The following is a 22,153-nucleotide window of genomic DNA, read 5'->3' on the forward strand; positions in this document are numbered from 1 at the left end:
AACGGAGTTTTTTATATTAAAGCTTTCATTAGAGATATAGAGCAAGGAAATATTAGAAAGTTTAATTCAGAGAAAATATCCATCGACAGCTGAAATTATAGATAAATACTTTTTAATACTGAATATAAAGTATTTTTTTTGATTTTCAAATGTTAAATTTCTACTGATTAACTAAGACTATATTGTTTTTATACATAAAAAAACGATATAGTTGCTATAGTATTAGCTATTCTATTTAGTAGGTGTAAAAAATGAGATATCTATTCAATACCTCTAAAGAACCTAGAATAGCTTTAATAAGCGACGAGCTAACCTCTTTGGCATTGGACGAAAGTTCTGTAAAAATTTTTCAAATTAAAAATAAAAACTGGTTTCAGTTATTTAAGATATTCAAACCAGACTTTATATTAGTCGAATCTGTATGGCGAGGGTATAAGGATGCATGGCGCTACAAGATCGCCAACTATCCTGACTATCCTGAGCGCAATAATATCGAGCTGCGTAAACTGTTGGAGCTGGCAGACAAATATAACGTGCCTGCTGTATTTTGGAATAAAGAAGACGGGGCTCACTTTAACCGTTTTATAGACTCTGCCAGTTTATTCAAATATATACTGACCGTTGACTCAAACTGTGTTGAGCGCTACCAAGCGATATTGGGTGATAAAGTAAAAGTAGGGGTGTTACCCTTTGCAGTACAGCCTAAGTTCCATTATCCTGCCACATCATCACCGCGTTACCGTAAGAGCCTATTTATCGGCAGTTATAGTAAGCATATCCACAATGCTAGGCAACAATGGCAGGATATGGCATTCAGCGCTGCATCCCCCTATGGCTTGGATATCATAGATCGCAACTCAGATCGCAACCCTGAGGTGTATCGCTATCCCGATTTACCTAACACCACAGTATTCCCCAATGTTCATTATAATAAGACGGGTGATGTATACCGTCAGTACTCACACTGTCTGAACGTCAATACCGTGACGGACTCACCAAGTATGTTCTCTCGTCGTTTAATTGAGATTATGGCATGTGGACGTTTGGCTGTGAGTAATCCTAGCGTATCAGTAAGTACACGCTTTGAGGGTATGTGTGAAGTGATTGAGAGTCGTGAACACGCGGATGAGTTATTTGCACAGTTATCTAAAGGGTATACCAAACAGCAGATAGAGATGATGCGTTATGCGAGTGCTCATGTATTAGAAAACTATAACTATGATCAATGGCTACAGCATATTGTAGATTTTATCGAGCTATAGATAGCTTCTACTAGAGAAAGATGCTTATAGTATAAGTTATCAGAAAGTACCCGTTAAATACAAAAACCTACCAGCAATTAAGGGTAGGTTTTTTTGTGCGAGTTAAAAGCCTTGATTTAACCAATCACTAACTGCTCCAACCCATCATCAGCCGTTGCTAAGTTGGCTACCATAGATAAGGCATGGGCTTGCTGGCTAGTATGGTCAGTTTTTGGGGTAGCCGCTGTACCACCACGTAACCAGTTATTAGCTGTAGTGTCACTATTTTTATTTTTCTGCTGATTTTGTAGGTTATACCAAGCCAAATCATGATGAAGCGCGACCACATCTCCCATGATGAGCAAGGCTGGCGTGGGTAGCTGATTTTTTTCTTGCAACTCAACGATGTCAGCAAGCGTTCCCGTTAATACTTGCTGATTGGGCATGCTAGCATTGGAGACAATGGCGATTGGGGTGTCGCTACTGCGCCCTGCATCAATCAAGCCTGTCGTCAAACGCGCCAGCGAATGCAACCCCATATAAAAGACGACTGTTTCATCCGTATTCAAAAAGCTCTTAAAATTGCTATTGGGTGCGCCAGCCTTTAAAAATCCAGTGACAAAACGTACCGACTGCGAATGGTCACGGTGAGTCAATGGAATGCCAGCATAACTGGCAGCGGCATTGGCAGCGGTAATACCAGGTACGACTTGATAAGGGATACTGTGCGCACGCAAACTCTCAATTTCTTCGCCGCCACGACCAAAGATGAAAGGATCACCACCTTTTAGACGCACCACACGGCGACCTTCTTTTGCGCTATTGACCAACAACTCATTGATGCCCAATTGCGCCACAGCATGATTGCTACGTTTTTTGCCAACAAACACTTTATCAGCATCACGGCGGCATAGGTCTAATACTTGTGGTGAGACGAGCGCATCATAGTAGACGATATCCGCTTGTTGCATCAAACGCAGCGCTTTAAAAGTGAGCAGCTCTGGGTCACCTGGGCCTGCACCAACGATATAGACTTCGCCTATAGCGTTTTCTGTTTCTATTGGCGCATCTGATATCACGGGAGCAGAGGTTGAAGCGGATTCCGCAACAGTGCTAAGCGCATTATCATCTGCGGTATTTTTTGCAGTGATTGCCGCAGTGGTGCTATCTAGATCTAACTTTAATTGCGCAGCTGCTTCCTTTTCATTACCGGCAAACATCAGCTGACTGACTTGACCCTCAAAGGCACGCTCCCAAAACTGTCGACGTCCCGTCAATGTTGGAATTTTGGCTTTGACTTCACTTCGAAACTCGCCAGCCAGCTTGGCCAATTTACCATAACCTTGCGGAATCAAGGTTTCGAGGCGTGCTCGCAATAGACGTGCCAGCACTGGCGCTTTGCCGTTTGACGATATGCCAATCACGATTGGATTGCGATCAACAATCGCGGGGAAGATAAAATCGCACAAATGGGGCGTATCGACTACATTAACTGGAATGTTTAGCTCAGTGGCATCAGCATGTATTTGATGGTTAAGTGTCTCATCGTCAGTGGCAGCAATAATGACGCGCGAGTCTGTCATATAGGTTTTATTATAGTTTTTATAAATCAATTCGTGCTTGCTATCACTTAACAAGGCTTGTATTTCGTGGCTAATGCTTGGTGCAAGGACAATAATACACGCGCCAGCACGGCTGAGCAAATCCGCTTTACGTAGCGCCACATCGCCGCCGCCGACGATAAGTACTTTGCGACCTTCTAATTTAAAAAATAATGGAAAGGTGTTCATAGGATTACCTGTAATTCATTCAATGTAAGGTATGTCGCTATTATGATGTATCACAGGCATACGCTCACGTAGCGAATTGGCATTAGCATATTCGTTTTTGTCATGTTGGTGAGGGTTTTTGGTGTAAAAGGGAATAGATTAGAATGTGCAATCTTAGTCAATATAAGACATAATTTCAGTCTTGAAATTTAAATAGTGAAGATAAGAACCATGATTCTGAACAATAATCGCAGAAAACCAATAACATATTCTTTTGCTATATTTGGATTATCCTTTGGTTTGATGCTAAATGGTCAAGCCGCAACCAATTTAGAGTCTAAATTAGAGAAAGACGATACAAAGGAAATGGTTTATGAGAGCGATAATGATTTTTATGAAGGGATGGCAAGAATAGAGCAAGATGATAAATATGGTTTTATTGATAAGAATAATAAGATAGTTATTCCAGTTAAGTATGACGATGCCAATGCTTTTTTTAAAGGATTATCGCGAGTCAGCCTGAATGGTAAGTGGGGCTTAATTAACAAAATGAATGAACAAATAATCCCCATAGAATATGATGAAGTGAGTCCCAGCTTTGAATTTAATCTAATAGCCGTCAGTAAAGGTGGGAAATGGGGTTACGTCAATAAAAAAAATAAAGTCGTTATTCCTATAATATATGATGAAGTAGGTGGGTTTTCAGAGGGATTGGTTAGCGTACAAAAGGATGATAAGTGGGGCTTTATGAATGATAAAGGCAAGCTAGTCATACCGATAGAATACGATAATGTAAATTATTTAATAGAAGGTTTGGTTGCTGTTGCTAAAGATGACAAGTGGGGTTTCTTTAACAATAAGGGTGAGCAAATTATTTCTTTACAATATGATTACGCCAGTAGCTTTCAAGAAGGTCTAGCGCCAGTCAAGCTTCACAAAAAATACGGATATATCAATAAACTAGGTGAAGGAATTATTGACTTTTCTTATGATTCCGCTGGTAAGTTTTCTGACGGCTTAGCATTGGTTAATAATGCTTATAAAACAACGTACGAGGTCGGTACAGTCGAAAGATATAAAATGGGATTTATTGATAAAAAAGGCAATATCGTCATTCCTTTAATTTATAATTTGAGTGACAAGTTCTCTGAAGGTCTGGTTGCAGTTCATAAAAATGGTAAAGGTGGTTATCTAAATAAAGCAGGACAGACAGTCATTCCCTTTGATTATGATCAAGTTGACTCCTTCCTTGACGGCAAAGCTTATGTTTATAAAGATGGCGAAGGCTACTATATCGATAAACGAGGACAGCGACTGCATTGATTTAGCTCTTATAACTATTTATTTACAGAAAAATTTGGAGCTAAGCTAAAGTCTGATCTTGTGATGAACTTGACCTATCACGTAAGGCATTTGATTTACGTGATAGGCGTAAGAATATCAAACATCTTTAACCGGATGCCAAAACCTATTCAAACTCACTCAGCATCTTAGTCATACGGGCATCTTTTTGTTGCCAGATATCCTCTAACCAGTCAAACATCATTTTTTTGGTGGTTTCATCACGGTCATAGCCGCCGTCCATGATGGCAGCAAATAATTCGTCTGGTATCTTTAAGCGAGTCACATCGACGCCCAAACGGCGAATATTGCCTTTCCATAAATCATCATAGTCAGGCGCGCCGTCTGGGTAGACAATGGTCACGTCTAAGATAGAATCCAACTCAGTGCCTAACGCATTAATTGCTAATGACAAACCGCCAGCCCGTGGTTTTAACAAATGCTGATAAGGGGATTTTTGTTGGTCATGTTTTTCTTTAGTAAAGCGCGTCCCTTCCAAATAGTTTAATAGCGCGAAAGGTTTGTCCTTTAATTGACGACAAGCACGCTTAGCCTCAAGCAGGTTTTGTTTTTTAAGCTCTGGATTCTTGGCCATCGCTTTGGCAGAAAAGCGCTTCATCATCGGAAAGTCTAAGAAATAAAAGGCTTGACCGATAACAGGAATATAAATCAGATTAAACTTGGTAAAAAACCGTGTCAGAGGCAGCGTATCTTGGCTGATATATTGCACAATGCTGGTGTCAACCCACGATTGATGGTTGCTTACCAATAGATACTGCTTGTCTTCGCTCAGGTCGTCAGGCAGGTTAATGCGCCAGTCTTTATGAGGTAGGGCATGATCAATGACGGCGTTATTACTATTAATCCAGTATTTGGTAATCGCAATCAGCGCATCATCCGCAGCTTTTGCTCCTGTCAATACTTTTGCCGCTCCCAAAGTCCAGATGGGCAGACCCACCATCGCACTATTGGCAGTAAGAACACTCGTACCAGTTAAAAAAGAGGCGGTCTTGCCTACCGCTGGTAGCTTATCGTGCAGTTTTTCATAGAGTGAATCGATTTTTTTTATAAAAGACATAATAAATATCCATATTGATGAGCGCGAGTGCCTATAAGGAAATAAAAAAGGATGAGTAACTTTGTCCATGATGCGGCTTTATAGCGTCGGTTTAATGCCGAGCAGCCACTGAGGCAAGCCATAGAATACCGCAATGTTAGACAATAAAACGTTCAAGAAACGTTAATTATTCAAATGCTGACTTCTTTATACAGATAGAGATATTCAAAAATAATAGAAAATTGTCTATTAAGCGGAGTATTTGCTATAGTTTGGCGGCCTCTAATGAATACTTTATATAATAAGCTATTGTGAGGAAGAGGAGGATGTATGTCATGGTTCACCATAGCGTATTAAGCGAGCTGTTAAAGCAATAAACGGTAGTCAATATGATTGTAGTGCTAATCTAAGGTGTTGAACATTATTCCGCGTGGCGCCGTGCTAAGTTTAGCGTCTGCTTTGTTTGGCATCCTTTTATTATTGGCTTTTGTACTGACTCATCAAATAAGCTGGTCGGTTCTTGGCATCTATCGCTACGATCTCTTGTTGGGATACGCTTTAATTATTCAAGTCTTTTTGGTTTATTTCAAGTTAGAGACACCGCGTGAGGTATGGGTCATTGCTATTTTTCATATCATGGCCATGGCAATGGAGCTGTTTTTAACCCATCCCAAAATTGGTTCTTGGTACTATCCTGAACCAGCAATTTTTAGAATTGCCACTGTGCCACTTTTTGCCGGTTTTATGTATTCGGCCGTAGGTAGTTTTTTAGCGCGTGGCTTAAGATTGTTTAATGCCTCTTTTACCGACTTGCCACGTTTACTATGGGTGAGTGTATTGGTTATTTTTTCTTATGCCAACTTCTTCACTAAGTTTTTTGTCCCTGATATTCGCAATATATTGTTCATCGCTTCAGTAGTTTTATTTTGGAAAACCAGAGTGTTTTTTCAAATCCATCACAAAAATAATCTTCAATTGCGTGATACCAAGCAATATCAATGTCCATTTTTACCATTACTGTTGTTCCTCGCTTTTTTGGTTTGGTTGGCAGAAAATATTGCTACTTTTACCAATATTTGGCGTTATCCGTCACAAGCGAATGTATGGCATATGGTAGGTTGGGGTAAGCTGGGCTCTTGGTACTTATTACTGATGTTAAGTCTAGTGTTGGTTTTGGCAGTCATGGGTAAAAGGGATGAGAAAGGCGGTTGGCAGTTAGCTCGATAATTTTGATACTTGCGTGTGTTCTCATTGTTTTGGCAGTAGCGCTAGCGCTTGGATTATAGATTCAAATTTTGTGGGACTGAATATTGAATCGAATATGAAAATAAAAAAAGCCCTCTTAAATCATAAGAGGGCTTTTACTTTATGGATTGCTGCTAAAATTACAACTGCGTATGCAAACCACACTCACGGCTTTCTTCTACTTTCGTCGGATCAAAGTAATCAAATTCATTCGGCAAGTTATGCTCTTCGAGATAAACATCTAAATCGGCGTCAGTGTTTTCAAACAATGGTGCTACTTTTAACACGCCATCTTTTGATAGGCTAAGTACATCAAGACCTTGACGGAATTCCGTTTGATCTTTACGAATGGCATTGAACCACACGTCAGGCTTTAGCTCATCTAGCGCGCGGCGGAATGGCTCAAGTTTCACTTGTTCAGTGAACTCGCCATGTTGCGGGTTGTCAATGCCTGGGATGCCATTCATGGTGGCGTCACGATGGGCAGCGGTTTGTTTTGGAATATACGTCACGACGTTGAGATCAAGATCACGAATCAATTTGTTGGCAAACTGATAGGTCGCATCGGTGTTATAGCCTGAATCTACCCATAATACGGTGATGTCAGGGCGCTGCTTGGCAACCAAATGCAAGATCGCTGACTCATAAGGACGGAAGTTGGTGGTGATGATTGGGTTTTTGGCTTGCGTCAATGCCCACTCAACGATTTGCTCAGGTGATTTACCTTGCAAATCTTGGTTTGCTTGGTCGATATCTAGGTTTGGGTGTAATTGGCTCATAATACATTCCTTAATAATTGTTAATATAAAAATAGCGATTTGATAGTGAATAATAAAATCAGTTTTTTGAGAACATCGGTAATGCTGAAGCGTCTCGACCATCATAGCTACTGGCTAGGGCAGTGAAGGCTTGGCTAATATCAGGTTTAGCATCATGCTCATTGAGTACAAAGCTAGTAGCACCAGCGCGCAGCAAATAAGCGATTTGATCACGACCAAACGCGCCTGCCATGCGAATATCACCTTCATAACCAAGCTGACGCAGGGTCTGTGCAAAACTAAAACCGCGACCGTCTACAAAACTTGGGACATGAATGACGATCAAGTCTTGCGTCAATAAAAATTCTTTTACATCAGGCAGATCATCAGCATCGGTGTTGGATGTGATCCACACACCCAATCGGCTGCTGTGCTGCTTGAGGATATCCAATACTTGCGCGAGCAAACCGTTTGCCAGTTTGCCATCAGCATTTAATAAATCTGCTAGTGGGACAAGTACATCAACTTTTTCTTGTTTGTGTAACAGCTCAAGTAAGGTCAGGTTTGATAACGCGATACCGTCAGGCAGCTGCGCTGTCGCTAGCGCTTGCCAAGTATCTTCGCCACTGATGTCTGCGCCATGGCTATCAAGCACATGATGATTAGCCATAGACCTTCTCCTTAAAGGGGGCGATACCAACGCGGTCAATCACGTCACCAAAACCCTCAACATCTTGTTCGTTAGTGCCGCGTATATCGAGATACACATCTAAAATGGTTTGTAGCGTGCTGGCCACATCATCCGCTGGCACCGCTTTTCCTAAGATTTTGCCCAATTTGGCGTCATTACTAGAGTTACCGCCAAGGCTAATCTGATACCAGTGCTCGCCTTTTTTGTCCACACCCAAGATGCCGATATCACCTGTGTGATGATGGGCGCAAGCATTCATGCAGCCTGACATGTTTAGGCGAATATCACCAAGATCATACAAGTAATCTAAATCATCAAACTGCTTTTCGATTTGTTCAGCGATGTTATGCGTCGTTGCATTGGCAAGCGAGCAGTAGTCCCAACCTGGGCAGACAATCATGTCAGTTAAGGTGTTGATATTGGCGCGCGCTAAATGCAATTCTGCTAGCTGCTGCCACAATTCATAAAGCTCATTGGTTTGCACATCAGCGAATACCAGATTTTGCTGATACGTACCGCGCAATTCACCAAAGCTATAACGATCAGACAAATCGGCAAGCGCATCCATTTGCGCATCACTCAAGTCACCTGATGGCACATAACGACCGTCCACCAGTCCGGCTTTTAAAGAGATCACTACCGCACGGTAACCGTCCACCTTATGTGCCACGGTGTTTTGCTTATACCAATCAGCGAAATCTTTATTGTCTGCCAATTGTGCTTGCAACTCTGATTGTACTGCGAGCGCATCAAATGACTGATAATCAGGCATGCTAAAGTAGCTAGCAGCGGTGTCAAAATTCTCTTCAGTCAAGGTAAGCGGGCCATCTTTAGTATGTGCTTCCCACTCAGCCTCCACCAATTTGCCAAACTGATCGCCACCTAAGCTATCAACCAAAATTTTAATACGGGCTTTGTACTTGTTATCACGGCGACCATGCAAGTTATAAACGCGCAAAACGGCATCGAGATAGCTGAGTAAATGCTCGCGCGGTAAGAACTTGCGAATCGTTTTACCAATAATAGGCGTACGCCCGAGGCCACCACCAACGATCACTTCAAAGCCAAGCTCGCCTGCGTCATTGGTAACGACGTGCAGACCCACATCATGTACTTGTGTCGCAGCGCGATCCGCTTCGGTACCGATGACTGCAATTTTAAATTTACGCGGTAAAAAGGCAAACTCAGGATGAAAGGTTGACCACTGACGGATAATCTCACAATAGGGACGTGGATCAGCGATTTCTTCTTTATGAATACCAGCATATGGATCGGTGGTTGTGTTACGAATACAGTTGCCCGAGGTTTGGATCGAGTGCATCTGTACTGATGCCAGCTCTGCCAAAATATCTGGCACGTCTTCTAGCTTTGGCCAATTCAGCTGAATATTGGTACGGGTAGTGAAGTGTCCATAACCTCTATCATATTTACGGGCAATCTCAGCCAATTTTCGCAATTGGTAGCTGGCAAGTAGCCCGTAAGGAATAGCGATACGCAACATCGGTGCATAACGCTGAATATAAAGGCCGTTTTGTAATCGCAGCGGCAAAAACTGCTCTTCTGGCAGCTCACCTGCCAAAAACCGCTCGGTTTGGTCGCGAAATTGGGCAACTCGTTCCTCTACCAAAGTCTGGTCAGCGTAATTATATTGATACATGACGTAATCTCAGTTTTGTTTTTAATCTTAAAATCAGCGACGAAAATGATTTGCGTGTGTAATAGGTTTTATTGCCGTTCGCAATGTAAATAATTCAGCTATACATCATATAAGCTTGTACCCAGAAACATAAATTCCTTTCAGACATATCCATATCCAAACACAGCATAAATTTTCATAACGAAAGTTAGGTAGCCTATGCGTATCAAATTTAATGCCCAGTCGCTAGTACGCTACTTATTATCTAGCGACGGCTTTCTTCTCAGTTTTGTACATTTAATCGCTTTTGCATTTTTGCTCATCTCTTCCAACCATTCTTTTTATAAGAGGTTTTAATAACTATATGTCTCAAACTCAAAGCCAAACCCAATCACAATTCAAATCAAAGCTGGTTCCACCACATGGTAGTGCAGAGCTTAAGCCACTATTATTAAACGGTGCAGCACGTGATCAAGCATTAGAGCTTGCCAGCACATTGCCGACCATCACTCTAAGCTCACGTGAGCGTGGTGATTTAATCATGTTCGGTATTGGTGGTTTTACTCCGTTAAATGGTTTTATGAATCAAGCGGACTGGCAGGGCGTGGTAGACAACATGCGTCTGCAAAGCGGTGAAAACGCTGGCTTGTTTTGGCCAATTCCTATCACTTTGTCTGCGCCAAAAGAAACTGCGGATAATTTGAGTCAAGGCGACAAAGTGGCATTGGTCGCACAAGATGGCGAAGTTATGGGCATCTTAACAGTAGAAGAGACCTATACCATTGATAAAGAACACGAGTGTCAGCAAGTATTTACCACCACAGATCCAGAGCATCCAGGCGTCCAGCAAGTGTTGGATCAAGATGAGGTCAATATTGCAGGTAGCGTAGAAGTACTGAGCGAAGGCGAGTTCCCAACGCGTTATCCTGGTATCTATAAAACGCCCGCGCAAACACGTCAAATCTTTGAAGAGAAAAACTGGAAGACTGTGGCGGCTTTCCAAACGCGTAACCCGATGCACCGCTCACATGAATATCTGGCCAAAATCGCAATTGAGATCTGCGATGGTGTACTGATTCATTCATTATTAGGCGCATTGAAACCTGGCGACATCCCAGCAGAAGTCCGTCAAGAAGCCATCAAAACCTTGATTGATAATTACTTCAAGCAAGACACGGTGATTCAAGCAGGTTATCCATTAGATATGCGCTATGCTGGTCCACGTGAAGCCTTATTACATGCGTTATTCCGCCAAAACTATGGCTGTAGCCATCTGATTGTTGGTCGTGACCATGCGGGTGTCGGCGATTACTACGGTGCGTTTGATGCGCAAACGATTTTTGAGCACGTTGGTAAAGATGACCTTATCACTCAGCCGCTCAAAATTGGCTGGACGTTCTGGTGTAATGCTTGTAATGCGATGGCCTCTGACAAGACTTGCCCGCATGACGCCTCTGAACACGTTAAAGTGTCAGGTACTAAGCTGCGTAAAGCACTATCGGAAGATGAAGATGTACCAGATAACTTTAGTCGCCCAGAAGTATTACAGATTTTGCGTGACTACTATGCTGGCATCGCAAAAGAAGAGCGTGCTGAGGTTAAATTAACGGGTGCATCTGCCGTATAAAAACTGATCATCAGTATAAAAAACTTGTACTAAGCCAGTCGTAAAAAAGGTGTCAGACTTATAGTCTGGCACCTTTTTGTTTTTATCACTATTTTTAAAATGGAAAACAACTTAACGCATACTAGCGCTGTCTCTTAAATATCTAAACCTGCTGCCAGCTTTTTATATTCTCCCGCAAGCGAGCCTCCACCTGAGCAAAAATAGTTCAGTGCATATTTATCTGGGCTGTCGATGATGAGGGTGTCGCCCTTAAACTGGAAAAAAGCAGTGCTGTCATTTACTTTTGCCTGAAAAATCGTACCGTGAGCAGTATCTTGGCCCATTAATGTCGCCTTACCATCGAAATGACCAGTAGGTTTTTTGATATCGCTGCGTGAGCGAACTTTAATGTCAATCTGTCGATCACCATCTGCTCGTACCATCACGCCAACCCAATCATAGCCTTGTGCTCGTTTGTCGTAGTCGGCAGTAGCGTAATCCGCTGAAACCTTGTCTCCAAGAATATTGTTGTTACTCACTGGCATGGCTAGTGTTTCACTAGTGACTATTTTAACAGTGCTGTGGCTATCACTATTCACCGTAGGCGACATACTATTACAGCCTGTTAAAGCAGCTAGGGTAGCGGTCATAATTATTAGCCCTACAATAGAACGAAATTGACGGTATGAAGTATTCATATAAGGGCCTTTGGTCAAGTAGGAGGGTAAGGTTTGCATAGTAGCGAGATGATAAAAGGATTATTGATACAATAAGCTTTATGACGTACAAATAATGGTACAGCCTACCCAAGTCATAGTCTACTTAATAAACCTGTCAGCAACTACTCAACCCATTTTGTTCTTAATAATGCAAAACGAATGCAAAACGATTGCTCTTATCACTTATGCCAACTTCACTAGTCGATAAGCTAATTCGTCACTAAGCGTTTGCTATTTATGCTGCTAGCATAGCTTGCATCATCCCGACAACCGAACTCAAAAAATTGTAGGCTCTGTGATGATGGTCAAGATTTTGACAAACGCTTCTAATACTTTTATCGAGAGCATCATGCAAAAAAAATTCCAACAAATTAGCATTGCTAGCATTCAATCAACTAATAATAAGCCTGTAAAAGCGCGTGTACTTGCCACCAGCGGCATGCTCGCAGCAGCGATGATAATGACAGGCTGCAGTCCAACCGAAGCGACGCAAGATGACGCGGCAAATAATGCCAGTGGCGAGACGCAAGATGTCAATCTACTCAATGTCTCTTATGATGTGTCTCGCGATTTTTATAGAGACTATAACGAGTTGTTTAGTACCGAGTATCTCAGAACCCATCCAGACAGCGAGGTAAAGGTTAACCAATCGCATGGTGGGTCTAGTAAGCAAGCGCTATCTGTTGCCAATGGTTTACAGGCTGATGTGGTTACTTTCAACCAAGAAACTGACATGAATTTATTGGTTGAAAAAGGCTTGGTCGCTGCTGACTGGCAGCAAGCACTACCAAATAATGCCGTACCGTACACCAGCACCATGGTGCTACTGGTCCGCGCTGGTAATCCAAAAAATATCAAAGACTGGTCAGATTTGGCCCGTAATGATATCGATGTGGTCATCCCGAACCCGAAAACCAGTGGCACGGCGCGTTATGCCTTCTTAGGTGCCTACGGTTATGGTTTGCACCAATTCAAAGAAAACAGTAATGAAAACCCTGTAAAAACCAATGACTTTATCAAAAAGCTGCTGGCAAATGTGGTCACTTATGACAATGGGGCGCGCGCTGCGACGACCAGCTTTACTCAGCGTGGTCTAGGTGATGTGTTGATCACGACCGAAAACGAAGCACATTTGACTGCCCAGCAATTTGCCAAAGGACAGGTCAATATCGTTTATCCCAGTTATTCTATTGTGATTGCCAACCCAGTGGCGGTCGTAACAGCCGTCACTGACAAGGGCGGCAAGACGGCAGCGGCGAATGCTTACCTAAAAGGCTTATGGGACACCCCAGCACAAGAGCTCATGGCAGAGATGTATATGCGTCCAAGTAACCCACAAGTGCTGGCAGCTCACAAAGCAACCTTGCCTGATATTGAGACTTTTGAGCCAGTAGCAGTATTTGGTTCTTGGGAGCAGATTATGGACACTTTCTTTGTCGATGGTGGGCGTTTTGATCAGCTGGCAAGAGTGAAGTAGGGAGCCTTTATCAAGAGATCGTCAATGACCTGATACATGCTCAAAGTGCTCAATTTGTATGAGCCAGAGCGGGTAGTTAGTAGGGTGTCAGCCTTATGTGTTAACGATACTATTTAAGTAATTGATAACCTTGTGTTTATCCCTTTGTTATTCCATTTTGGCAATAACATACGCATATTCATCATTAAACATAATAAGATGGCACTGTTAGCATACTTGCATTACTTAACAGATACCTTTGAGGAATTTATGACATACGCTTTGCACTATCAACAAAAAAGTAAAAAACGTCACGTCTTGAGCATTGCAGGCGTTGCATTAACCTTAGGGCTGGCTGGCTGTAGCAATAGCGAGACAGAAACGACTGCTAATGCAGATGGCACCGCTGCCACAGAAGGTCAAAATATTGAGCTACTGAACGTCTCATATGATGTGGCACGTGACTTTTATAAAGACTACAACCCATTATTCGTTGAGCATTATAAAGCTGAAAATCCAAACAGCAATATTCTAATCAAGCAGTCACATGGTGGCTCAAGCAAACAAGCGCTGTCGGTTGCCAATGGTCTGCAAGCAGATGTCGCTACCATGAACCAAGGCTCTGATATTGAGCTGCTTGAGAAAAAAGGTTTGGTTGAATCAGATTGGGAAAGTAAATTCCCAGACAATGCCGTGCCTTTTACCAGTACCATCGTATTCTTAGTCCGTAAAGACAATCCAAAAGGCATCAATGACTGGGAAGATTTGACCAAAGAAGGCGTTGAGATCGTCATGGCCAATCCAAAAGTGACGGGTAATGGTCGTTATGCGTTCTTGGGCGCTTATGGTTATGGCTTACATGCTTTTGATAAAAACGAGGCCAGTGCCAAAAACTACGTGAAAGACATGCTTAAAAACGTCAAAGTTTATGAAAATGGCGGGCGCGCCGCGACCACCACTTTCGTTCAACGTGGTATTGGTGATGTCCTAGTGACTTTTGAAAATGAAGCCAACCTTGCCGCCACTGATTTCGGTGCGGGTAAAGTAGATATCGTTTATCCTAAATACTCTATTAAATCAGAAAGCCCTGTTGCGATTGTCAAGTCAGTGACAGATAAAAAAGGCACAACGGATGCCGCAAAAGCTTATCTTGACTACTTATGGAGCGAGCCTGCCCAGCAGCTAGCAGCCAATCTATACTTGCGTCCTAGCGTCAAAAGCGTCCTTGATAAAAATGGTGATAAATTACCACCAATCGAAACCTTCCGTCCAAATGATGCCTTTGGCACGTGGGATGAAATCATGGGTACCTACTTCAGCGATGGCGGTGTATTCGACCAGCTAGCCATTAACGCACCGCAGTAATCACTTGCTAAGTGCATAAGAGAAGCTACTGCGCTAGCAAATGCAGTCAGTCACACCGTTAGTCATGCAGAACCTTATAAAGGACATGGTCATATACGCTATGTCCTTTATACCGTAAGCACACTAATAACTACCTGATAGCATGGTTTTATGGACGACATCATCGTTAAATGCTTTCTGTTAAGTGCTCTTTTTAAGTATCAATAGTGAAAACCCACGTGAAGCAATAACAATAAATAGTAATCATCGCTAAGTACGATTGGTTAGGCAATAGGACATCATTATGAGTGCAAAAACATCTCCTGCCAGCGAAGCCCCTGCAAAAAAAGGGTGGTTAACACGTTTGCGCCAACGCAATGTGCTGCCAGGGTTCGGCCTGAGCATGGGTATCACGGTCTTTAGCTTGTCGCTACTGGTGGTATTACCGTTTGCCATGATGGCCTACACCACGACTCAGATGGGTTGGACTGGATTCTGGGAGACGATTAGTCAGCCGCAAGTCACTGCTGCTATCAAGCTAAGCTTATGGATGTCATTTTTGGCGATGCTGACCAACATGGTGTTTGGCACATTGGTCGCTTGGGTACTCGTACGCTACGAGTTCTGGGGTAAGTCGTTGATTAATGCGCTAGTTGATTTACCATTTGCATTACCAACGGCGGTCACGGGCATTTCGCTTGCGACCCTTTATGCCCCTAATGGTTTGATTGGTCAGTGGTTTGATAAATTTGGCATTCAGGTCGCCTTTACACCTATAGGTATTTGGCTCGCCTTGGTTGTGGTCAGTTTCCCCTTTATTGTCCGTGCGGTACAGCCTGTACTCGCTGAGCTATCGGTCGAATTTGAAGAGGCAGCCGCGGTATTGGGCGCCAATCGTTTTACGACGTTTCGCAAAGTAATTTTGCCAGAGCTTTTGCCCGCTTTACTCATGGGTGCAGGCATGATGTTTGCTCGTGCCACTGGCGAGTACGGTTCGGTTATCTTTATCGCTGGCAATATCCCCATGCAATCAGAGATTTTACCGCTCATTATTATTAGTAAACTAGAGCAGTTTGATGTTCAAGGGGCTTCTGCGGTTGCATTATTTATGCTACTGATCTCATTTGTGATCTTATTGACCATTAACATTGTGCAGTGGAAACTGTCGCGCCGTGTAGGAGCTCGCTAATGCAAATATCTAATAGCTATGACTACCAGAGCAATGCAGCGACTAAAGATACGCCATGGATACGCCTTACCTTTATCGTCATCGCAGTGCTATTTATGGTCATCATGTTGGTCATTCCCTTGCTGGCTGTGTTCTATGAAGCCTTTAAAGGTGGCTGGCAGTTGTATATTGCCTCGTTGGTTGACCCAGAAGCCCTGCAAGCCATTAAGCTGACGTTAATTACCGCGGCTATCGTCTTGCCGATTAATATGGTGATGGGTATCGCAATTGCATGGTTAGTGACGCGCTATCAGTTTAAAGGTAAGCAGCTGGTCACCACCTTGCTTGATCTGCCATTTTCAGTATCACCCGTCGTTGCAGGTCTGATGTTTGTTTTACTATTCGGACTCAATTCCACCATTGGCGGCTGGCTTGAAAGCATGGGATTCCAAGTTATTTATGCGGTTCCAGGTATTGTATTGGCAACGCTGTTTGTTACTTTCCCTTTTGTAGCACGTGAGCTGATACCGCTGATGCAGACGCAAGGCGACTCTGAAGAGCAAGCGGCATTGACCTTGGGCGCAACTGGTTGGCAGACGTTTTGGCATGTGACATTACCCAATATCAAATGGGCACTACTTTATGGTTTGATTTTGACCAATGCGCGGGCAATGGGTGAGTTTGGGGCGGTGAGTGTGGTATCTGGTCATATTCGTGGCGAGACCAACACCATGCCACTACTGGTTGAGATTGCTTACAATGATTATAACTTTACCGCCGCTTTTGCCTTGTCAAGCCTACTTGCCGCGCTGGCGCTCGTGACGTTGCTTATTCAACAAGTCATGACTAAGCTACAAGAGCGCAAATTTGCCAAGTCCGAACGGCTGGCAAGTGTGCCTGAATTACTGGTAAGTGCCAACGCTACGAAGGCTACCAATACTACTGATGCAACAACCGCTGAAATTTCGGATAAGTAATACTATCTACACTTGGTCTGAAAGGGCTGGCATTAGATTTAATTTAATAATGTAAATGCGGTAACCAAAAAATCTGCCACCATACCAAAGATATAATAAGAGAACCCATTATGAGCATCGAGATTCGCAACGTTAATAAAAAATTCGGTCAGTTTACCGCCTTAGATAATATCAATATCACCGTGCCGACTGGCAAGCTGACCACTTTACTGGGACCATCAGGCTGTGGCAAAACGACGTTGTTACGCATTATCGCCGGCTTAGAATATGCTGATTCAGGGCAGATATTGTTTGATGAGATGGATGTGACCAATACGCCAGTACAAAAGCGCCATATTGGCTTTATGTTTCAGCATTACGCATTGTTTCGTCATAAAAATATCGCCGATAATGTCGCCTTTGGACTGACCTTGTTACCAAAGAATGAGCGGCCAAGTAAGGCAGATATCAATAAGCGCGTTGCTGAGCTATTAGACTTGGTGCAGTTACCACAAGTTGCCAATGCTTATCCGCATCAATTATCAGGCGGTCAGCGTCAGCGGATTGCGCTGGCACGCGCCTTAGCAGTGAAGCCAAAATTATTGTTGCTCGATGAGCCTTTTGGTGCACTCGATGCCAAGGTACGTAAAGAGCTGCGCACGTGGTTAAAGAACATCCACCATGAGCTTGGTATTACCAGTATCATGGTCACTCACGATCAAGAAGAAGCCCGCGCCGTCTCAGATGAGATCGTGGTCATGAATCAAGGGCGGGTAGAGCAGGTAGGCACATCGGAGGAGCTGATACACCAACCAGCCAATGCGTTTATTAGTGATTTTTTAGATTTGGCATAGTAAAATTTGGTGCAGTTCTTCTATTATCACCCATAAAAAAAGACCTACAATAAATAGGTCTTTTTTTATGGGTTAAAGCAGGTCTCAATTTCATTTGGTATCTAGCGTTATTGAGATCAAATGTTGATAGCAATAATGCTAGATAGTCATCATATCTCAGCAGGCTTGGACATATCGATATCTTTGCTAGATATTTGTTTATAAGTAATATCCAAAATCTCTTGGCACCATTCTGGCAAGTCGTCAGCGACTTCATACCACATCCACGTACCGTCGCGAACACAGCTTAAAATACCGAGTTTCTTTAAATGGTTCAAATGACGCGATATCGTTGGCTGTGGTTGATCTAGTATTTCTACCAACTCGCCAACACAGCGCGATTCTTTGTTAAATAGAATTTGAAATATTTTTAAGCGCGTCGGGTCAGATAAGACTTTAAATAACTCGATAGGTCGTATCGTAAAATTATTATCAGACATAGAACAATTCCAATTGGGCTTTGTTAATAGGGGTTCAATATAACAGCAGTTATCTACAAAATCGATTAAAAAATGGGCTAAATTACAGTTCGTCGTTAATTTACTACCTTTCATCATATTCGGTTACACGCACGCTTATATTCACTTACATCAATTAACTGCGTGCAATATAACTCTACTTTCATGACTGTACTTTTATACCAATAATATATCAAATGCTATTGCAAATGATAATAGTTATCGTTATTATACATCAAGCCATAACAATGACTGTGAATATCAAATAAAACACTGTATTCATCATTTTTATCATCAATGCACTAAATTTATGAGCAATAAAAGCAGTTACCGAATAGCGGTATTCAGAGGAGCCAGACCATGTACGTATGCATCTGTAATGACGTAAAAGAAAAGCAAATCAAAGCAGCCATTGCTTCAGGTATCGATACCCTTGACGGTCTAAAAGATACCCTAGATGTTGCTACTTGCTGTGGCTGCTGCGAACCGATGGTTAACGATTACCTAGATGAGCATCATGCTAGACTCGATGTCTTGGCTTACGCTGTTTAAACGTTATCAAACCAGAGATTTACTACCCAGCTGTTCATCACCTCATTACACAAATATAACTAGTACGCCTCGATACCACATACATTCAATATTCCGCACTTATCCTTTGGTCATTATACATAAAGGGTAAGTTGCGAGCGTCCGTATAACTTTACTCATACACCTACTACAATGATATTGAGCATCATTAGCAGCCATTGTTGCGATAAACCAGTGATTACTAAAGCTAGCTAATTATGATTCTCAATTAGCATCTTATTCTTAGTTCATAACATTACAAGCTGTATAGCGCCTATATGCTACTATATCTGTCTCACGTTGTAAGACGTTTTGTTGATTTTGATCTTTACTGATCAGTTTACCAATAGTACTATCCTTATATGGGTAATTATGAATGTATGGTGATCTGTAAAATATAAATAGGGGAGTATAGGTTATGATAGGTAGCCCAAAAGTCATTGATTATTTGAATTTTTTGTTAGGCGGTGAGATTGCTGCCCGTGACCAGTATTTTATTCACTCAGAAATGTATGCTGAGTGGCATTATGGCAAATTGTACGACCGTATCCATCATGAGATGGCAGATGAGACGTTACATGCCCAAGCTATTATTCGCCGTATCCTAATGCTGAGTGGCACGCCGAAAATGACGGTCAATGCCATCAATATCGGTGCGACAGTTCCTGAAATGCTGCAACTTGACCTTGAGCTAGAGTATCAAGTACAACAGCACTTAAAAGACGGTATTGCTCTCTGTGAAGCAGAGCGCGATTATGTCACGCGTGAGATGTTGGTAGAACAACTAAAAGACACTGAAGAAGATCATGCGCATTGGCTTGAGCAACAGTTGCGCTTAATTGAGATGATCAGTCTGCCCAATTATCTACAAAGCCAAATGGCTGAAGTCACTCCCAATCTTGTTTAATGTCACGAAGATATGAACAATAACCATAGTATTTAGCATAAATAACGGCATGAAAGGGAGAGAGATAATGAAAGGGGATAAAGAGGTTATTCGCGCTTTAAATAAAGTGCTCGGACAGTCATTGATTGCCATCAACCAGTACTTTTTACATGCGCGCATTGCGCGCCATTGGGGATTAGAAGCCCTCAATGAGAGTTTCTATAAACAATCCATCGCTGAGATGAAATGGTCTGATGAGCTGATTGCCCGGATTTTATTGCTAGGCGGTTTACCAAACTTGCAAGATTACGGCAAGATGTTCATCGGTGAAGATGTGCCAGAGATTATCGAATGCAACTTGCGCCTAGAAAAACAAAAATTCGAGATCATTACCGATGCCATTACTCTATGTGAAACAAAGTCTGACTATGTGTCACGCCAGCTATTGGTGACGCTAAAAGATGGTAATGAAGAGTATCAAGACTGGTTAGAGACTCAAGAAGACTTGATCGAAAGCATTGGGGTTGAGCGCTATATCCAATCACAAATGGATGATGACGCGCCTTAATGGTTCATTGTTGATGCAATGAGCCGTAATATGCTCTAAAAATGCCAGCGTGTCTTGTGGTTTATAATCACTCACATGCTGGCATTTTTATGTCTCATATTTGACAACGCGTGCTATCTGCACTGCTGACAAAATCAACGCTTAATCAATATTTTTTCAAACTCTTTATTCAACATCTAAATATCAGCGGCTCAGTATAAGCCGCGCCCATCTTCGGGCTTAAGTCGTAAGAAGTACAGCCCCGAGAGAATGGTTAAGATCCCAAGTATCCAATAGGTGGTTTGAAACGCTGTCAGCGTATCCATTTGTAGGCGTTCACGTAACAGCGTCAGTACCGCTGCCCCAAAAGCAATACCGAAACTAATCGCTAACTGCTGATTGACCGCCATCAAGCTATTGCCACTACTGGTTTGAGCGCCTTCTAAATCACCGATCGTAATCGTATTCATCGCGCTGAATTGCATAGAATTACAAGCGCCCATTATGGTCAAAATAGGGATAAACCATAACCACTGTGAGGCATCGGTAAACTGTGCCAACACAATGATGAGCGTGCCCATCAGAAACGTGTTGAAGACCAGCACTTTGCGATAAGTATGACGCTGAATAATTTTACTGACCCAGGGTTTAATCCCGATAGCACCGACCGCGATGGGCGCGAGGAGCCAACCTGCCTGCGAAGGTGAGTATTCAAACACCACTTGCAGCAACAGCGGCAGCAAAAACGGTACGGCGCTAATACCTAAGCGCGTGAATAGGTTACCAGTGATGCCAATACGAAAGGTGCGAATGTCAAACAAACTCAAGGGGAACAACGGTGCTTGACGACGCTTGGCGTGCCAGATATAAGCGCCTATCAATAAACTGGCCACCAAACTCAGCAGCAACCCATAAAATCCTCGACCAGTCTGTGAGCCGAACTCTACAGCAAGCGTAAACCCACAAGCCGCTGCCGCAAACAATAAAAATCCTGTCCAATCAAGCCGCTTGGTATCCTCAAATAGTGCGGGAACCAGTTTTTTACCCATGATAAAACCAAAAATGCCCATCGGTATATTGATCAAAAATATCCAATGCCAACTGGTATATTGTACGATATAGCCACCTAAGACAGGCCCTACTAGTGGTGCTACCAAAGCAGGAATCACCGCAAAATTCATGACGGTCAGCAGCTTATTGCGTGGGTAGGATTTGACCAAAATTAAGCGAGCCACAGGCGTCATCATCGCCCCGCCAATACCTTGTATAACCCGTGAACCAATCAAAAAATCCAACGTTGGTGACGCAGCACATAGCAGTGAGCCAATACAAAAGATAATAATCGCTGCCAAAAATACTCGGCGCGTGCCGTATTTATCCGCCAAAAAACCACTGATGGGAATAAATATGGCCAAAGTTAGCGCATAACTGATCACCGCCCACTGCATTTTTAATGGAGACTCACCCAGCGCCTGTGCCATCTGCGGTAATGAGGTATTTAATATAGTGGCATCCAAAATTTGCATAAATAGCGCCACCGCTAGCACATAGGGCAAGTATTTATCTTGTGTCGGGGTTAGCGTTACCATGTAAATCTCATTAGATATCCCATCATAAAATGAACAAAATAGTCTATTGACGACTAATTCGCTATACCAACCGAGTAGTATAAGAAAGACTCAATCATAATAAAAGGGAATCAAAGTAACGGCTGGCGGTTGAGGTTATAAAATTCTGTGTTTAGAGGTAATAATATTAATACTGCTTACAAGAGAGGACTTTAATATCAGGGTTGGTTATCGTTATAGTAAA

19 protein-coding genes and 1 pseudogene are annotated in these 22,153 nt (G+C 42.6%); 12 read left to right on the forward strand and 8 right to left on the reverse strand.

Annotated features, from left to right (window positions below):
* Positions 1 to 251 precede the first annotated feature (251 nt).
* The gene (locus INT03_RS02085; RefSeq protein ID WP_193007372.1) at positions 252 to 1,262 is read left to right on the forward strand and encodes a glycosyltransferase; all 1,011 of its coding nucleotides are present in this window, start codon (positions 252 to 254) and stop codon (positions 1,260 to 1,262) included.
* Between the two features lie 116 nt (positions 1,263 to 1,378).
* On the opposite strand, the gene cysG is transcribed toward INT03_RS02085, so the two are convergent.
* Positions 1,379 to 3,031 carry a siroheme synthase CysG gene (cysG, locus tag INT03_RS02090; RefSeq protein ID WP_193007373.1) on the reverse strand — a complete coding sequence of 551 codons (1,653 nt, stop codon included), beginning with the start codon at positions 3,029 to 3,031 and terminating at the stop codon, positions 1,379 to 1,381.
* Positions 3,032 to 3,241: 210 nt separating this feature from the next.
* On the opposite strand from cysG, the gene INT03_RS02095 reads away from it, so the two are divergent.
* A complete protein-coding gene (locus INT03_RS02095; RefSeq protein WP_193007374.1) occupies positions 3,242 to 4,333 on the forward strand; it encodes a WG repeat-containing protein in 1,092 nt (363 codons plus the stop codon).
* Between the two features lie 145 nt (positions 4,334 to 4,478).
* Here INT03_RS02095 and INT03_RS02100 read toward each other — a convergent pair whose 3' ends face one another.
* Positions 4,479 to 5,429, reverse strand: a complete 951-nt coding sequence (locus INT03_RS02100; protein WP_193007375.1) for an acetyltransferase — start codon at positions 5,427 to 5,429, stop codon at positions 4,479 to 4,481.
* A 390-nt stretch (positions 5,430 to 5,819) separates the two neighbouring features.
* Here INT03_RS02100 and INT03_RS02105 point away from each other — a divergent pair, with 390 nt between their 5' ends.
* Positions 5,820 to 6,635, forward strand: a complete 816-nt coding sequence (locus INT03_RS02105) for a DUF817 family protein (protein ID WP_193007376.1) — start codon at positions 5,820 to 5,822, stop codon at positions 6,633 to 6,635.
* Between the two features lie 158 nt (positions 6,636 to 6,793).
* On the opposite strand, the gene INT03_RS02110 is transcribed toward INT03_RS02105, so the two are convergent.
* The 3 genes from INT03_RS02110 to INT03_RS02120 are packed head-to-tail and all read right to left on the reverse strand — an operon-like array spanning position 6,794 to position 9,759.
* Entirely contained in the window at positions 6,794 to 7,432 is a 639-nt protein-coding gene (locus INT03_RS02110) for a phosphoadenosine phosphosulfate reductase family protein (RefSeq protein ID WP_193007377.1), read from the reverse strand.
* A 58-nt stretch (positions 7,433 to 7,490) separates the two neighbouring features.
* Positions 7,491 to 8,081: a DUF934 domain-containing protein gene (locus INT03_RS02115; protein ID WP_193007378.1), complete on the reverse strand. Its 591-nt coding sequence runs from the start codon at positions 8,079 to 8,081 to the stop codon at positions 7,491 to 7,493.
* The gene (locus tag INT03_RS02120; protein ID WP_193007379.1) at positions 8,074 to 9,759 is read right to left on the reverse strand and encodes a nitrite/sulfite reductase; all 1,686 of its coding nucleotides are present in this window, start codon (positions 9,757 to 9,759) and stop codon (positions 8,074 to 8,076) included. The genes INT03_RS02115 and INT03_RS02120 overlap by 8 nt, the downstream gene beginning before the upstream one ends.
* Before the next feature lie 343 nt (positions 9,760 to 10,102).
* Between INT03_RS02120 and sat the strand changes: the two genes are divergently transcribed.
* Positions 10,103 to 11,365, forward strand: a complete 1,263-nt coding sequence (gene sat, locus INT03_RS02125; RefSeq protein ID WP_193007380.1) for a sulfate adenylyltransferase — start codon at positions 10,103 to 10,105, stop codon at positions 11,363 to 11,365.
* Positions 11,366 to 11,499: 134 nt separating this feature from the next.
* Here sat and INT03_RS02130 read toward each other — a convergent pair whose 3' ends face one another.
* Complete coding sequence (locus INT03_RS02130; protein WP_226950167.1) at positions 11,500 to 11,994, reverse strand: hypothetical protein; 495 nt, start codon at positions 11,992 to 11,994, stop codon at positions 11,500 to 11,502.
* A 418-nt stretch (positions 11,995 to 12,412) separates the two neighbouring features.
* Here INT03_RS02130 and INT03_RS02135 point away from each other — a divergent pair, with 418 nt between their 5' ends.
* From INT03_RS02135 to INT03_RS02155, 5 genes and pseudogenes are all read left to right on the forward strand, one after another.
* A complete protein-coding gene (locus INT03_RS02135; RefSeq protein WP_193007382.1) occupies positions 12,413 to 13,540 on the forward strand; it encodes a sulfate ABC transporter substrate-binding protein in 1,128 nt (375 codons plus the stop codon).
* 249 nt (positions 13,541 to 13,789) lie between these two features.
* Positions 13,790 to 14,884 (forward strand): sulfate ABC transporter substrate-binding protein, encoded by a 1,095-nt coding sequence (locus INT03_RS02140; RefSeq protein ID WP_193007383.1) that lies wholly within the window; start codon positions 13,790 to 13,792, stop codon positions 14,882 to 14,884.
* A gap of 283 nt (positions 14,885 to 15,167) precedes the next feature.
* Positions 15,168 to 16,052, forward strand: coding sequence for a sulfate ABC transporter permease subunit CysT (cysT, locus tag INT03_RS02145; protein ID WP_193007384.1), 885 nt, complete (start codon positions 15,168 to 15,170; stop codon positions 16,050 to 16,052).
* On the forward strand, positions 16,052 to 17,008 hold the full coding sequence (gene cysW, locus INT03_RS02150) for a sulfate ABC transporter permease subunit CysW (RefSeq protein WP_045456181.1): 957 nt from the start codon (positions 16,052 to 16,054) through the stop codon (positions 17,006 to 17,008). Before cysT ends, cysW begins: the two co-directional genes overlap by 1 nt.
* A 110-nt stretch (positions 17,009 to 17,118) precedes the next feature.
* Positions 17,119 to 17,838 (forward strand): annotated as a pseudogene (locus INT03_RS02155) (sulfate/molybdate ABC transporter ATP-binding protein); the annotation flags it as partial.
* A 152-nt stretch (positions 17,839 to 17,990) separates the two neighbouring features.
* Here the strand turns inward: INT03_RS02155 and INT03_RS02160 are convergent.
* Positions 17,991 to 18,320 carry an ArsR/SmtB family transcription factor gene (locus tag INT03_RS02160; protein ID WP_045456178.1) on the reverse strand — a complete coding sequence of 110 codons (330 nt, stop codon included), beginning with the start codon at positions 18,318 to 18,320 and terminating at the stop codon, positions 17,991 to 17,993.
* A gap of 378 nt (positions 18,321 to 18,698) precedes the next feature.
* On the opposite strand from INT03_RS02160, the gene INT03_RS02165 reads away from it, so the two are divergent.
* The 3 genes from INT03_RS02165 (at position 18,699) to bfr (INT03_RS02175) (ending at position 20,362) form a co-directional block, all read left to right on the forward strand.
* The gene (locus INT03_RS02165; RefSeq protein ID WP_045447323.1) at positions 18,699 to 18,890 is read left to right on the forward strand and encodes a bacterioferritin-associated ferredoxin; all 192 of its coding nucleotides are present in this window, start codon (positions 18,699 to 18,701) and stop codon (positions 18,888 to 18,890) included.
* A 436-nt stretch (positions 18,891 to 19,326) separates the two neighbouring features.
* Complete coding sequence (bfr, locus tag INT03_RS02170; RefSeq protein ID WP_193007385.1) at positions 19,327 to 19,815, forward strand: bacterioferritin; 489 nt, start codon at positions 19,327 to 19,329, stop codon at positions 19,813 to 19,815.
* Between the two features lie 67 nt (positions 19,816 to 19,882).
* On the forward strand, positions 19,883 to 20,362 hold the full coding sequence (gene bfr, locus INT03_RS02175) for a bacterioferritin (RefSeq protein ID WP_045447317.1): 480 nt from the start codon (positions 19,883 to 19,885) through the stop codon (positions 20,360 to 20,362).
* 191 nt (positions 20,363 to 20,553) lie between these two features.
* Here bfr (INT03_RS02175) and INT03_RS02180 read toward each other — a convergent pair whose 3' ends face one another.
* The gene (locus tag INT03_RS02180) at positions 20,554 to 21,930 is read right to left on the reverse strand and encodes a DHA2 family efflux MFS transporter permease subunit (RefSeq protein WP_087814241.1); all 1,377 of its coding nucleotides are present in this window, start codon (positions 21,928 to 21,930) and stop codon (positions 20,554 to 20,556) included.
* Positions 21,931 to 22,153 lie beyond the last annotated feature (223 nt).

The sequence above is a fragment of the Psychrobacter sp. PG1 genome (assembly GCF_014897815.1).
Taxonomy (GTDB): domain Bacteria; phylum Pseudomonadota; class Gammaproteobacteria; order Pseudomonadales; family Moraxellaceae; genus Psychrobacter.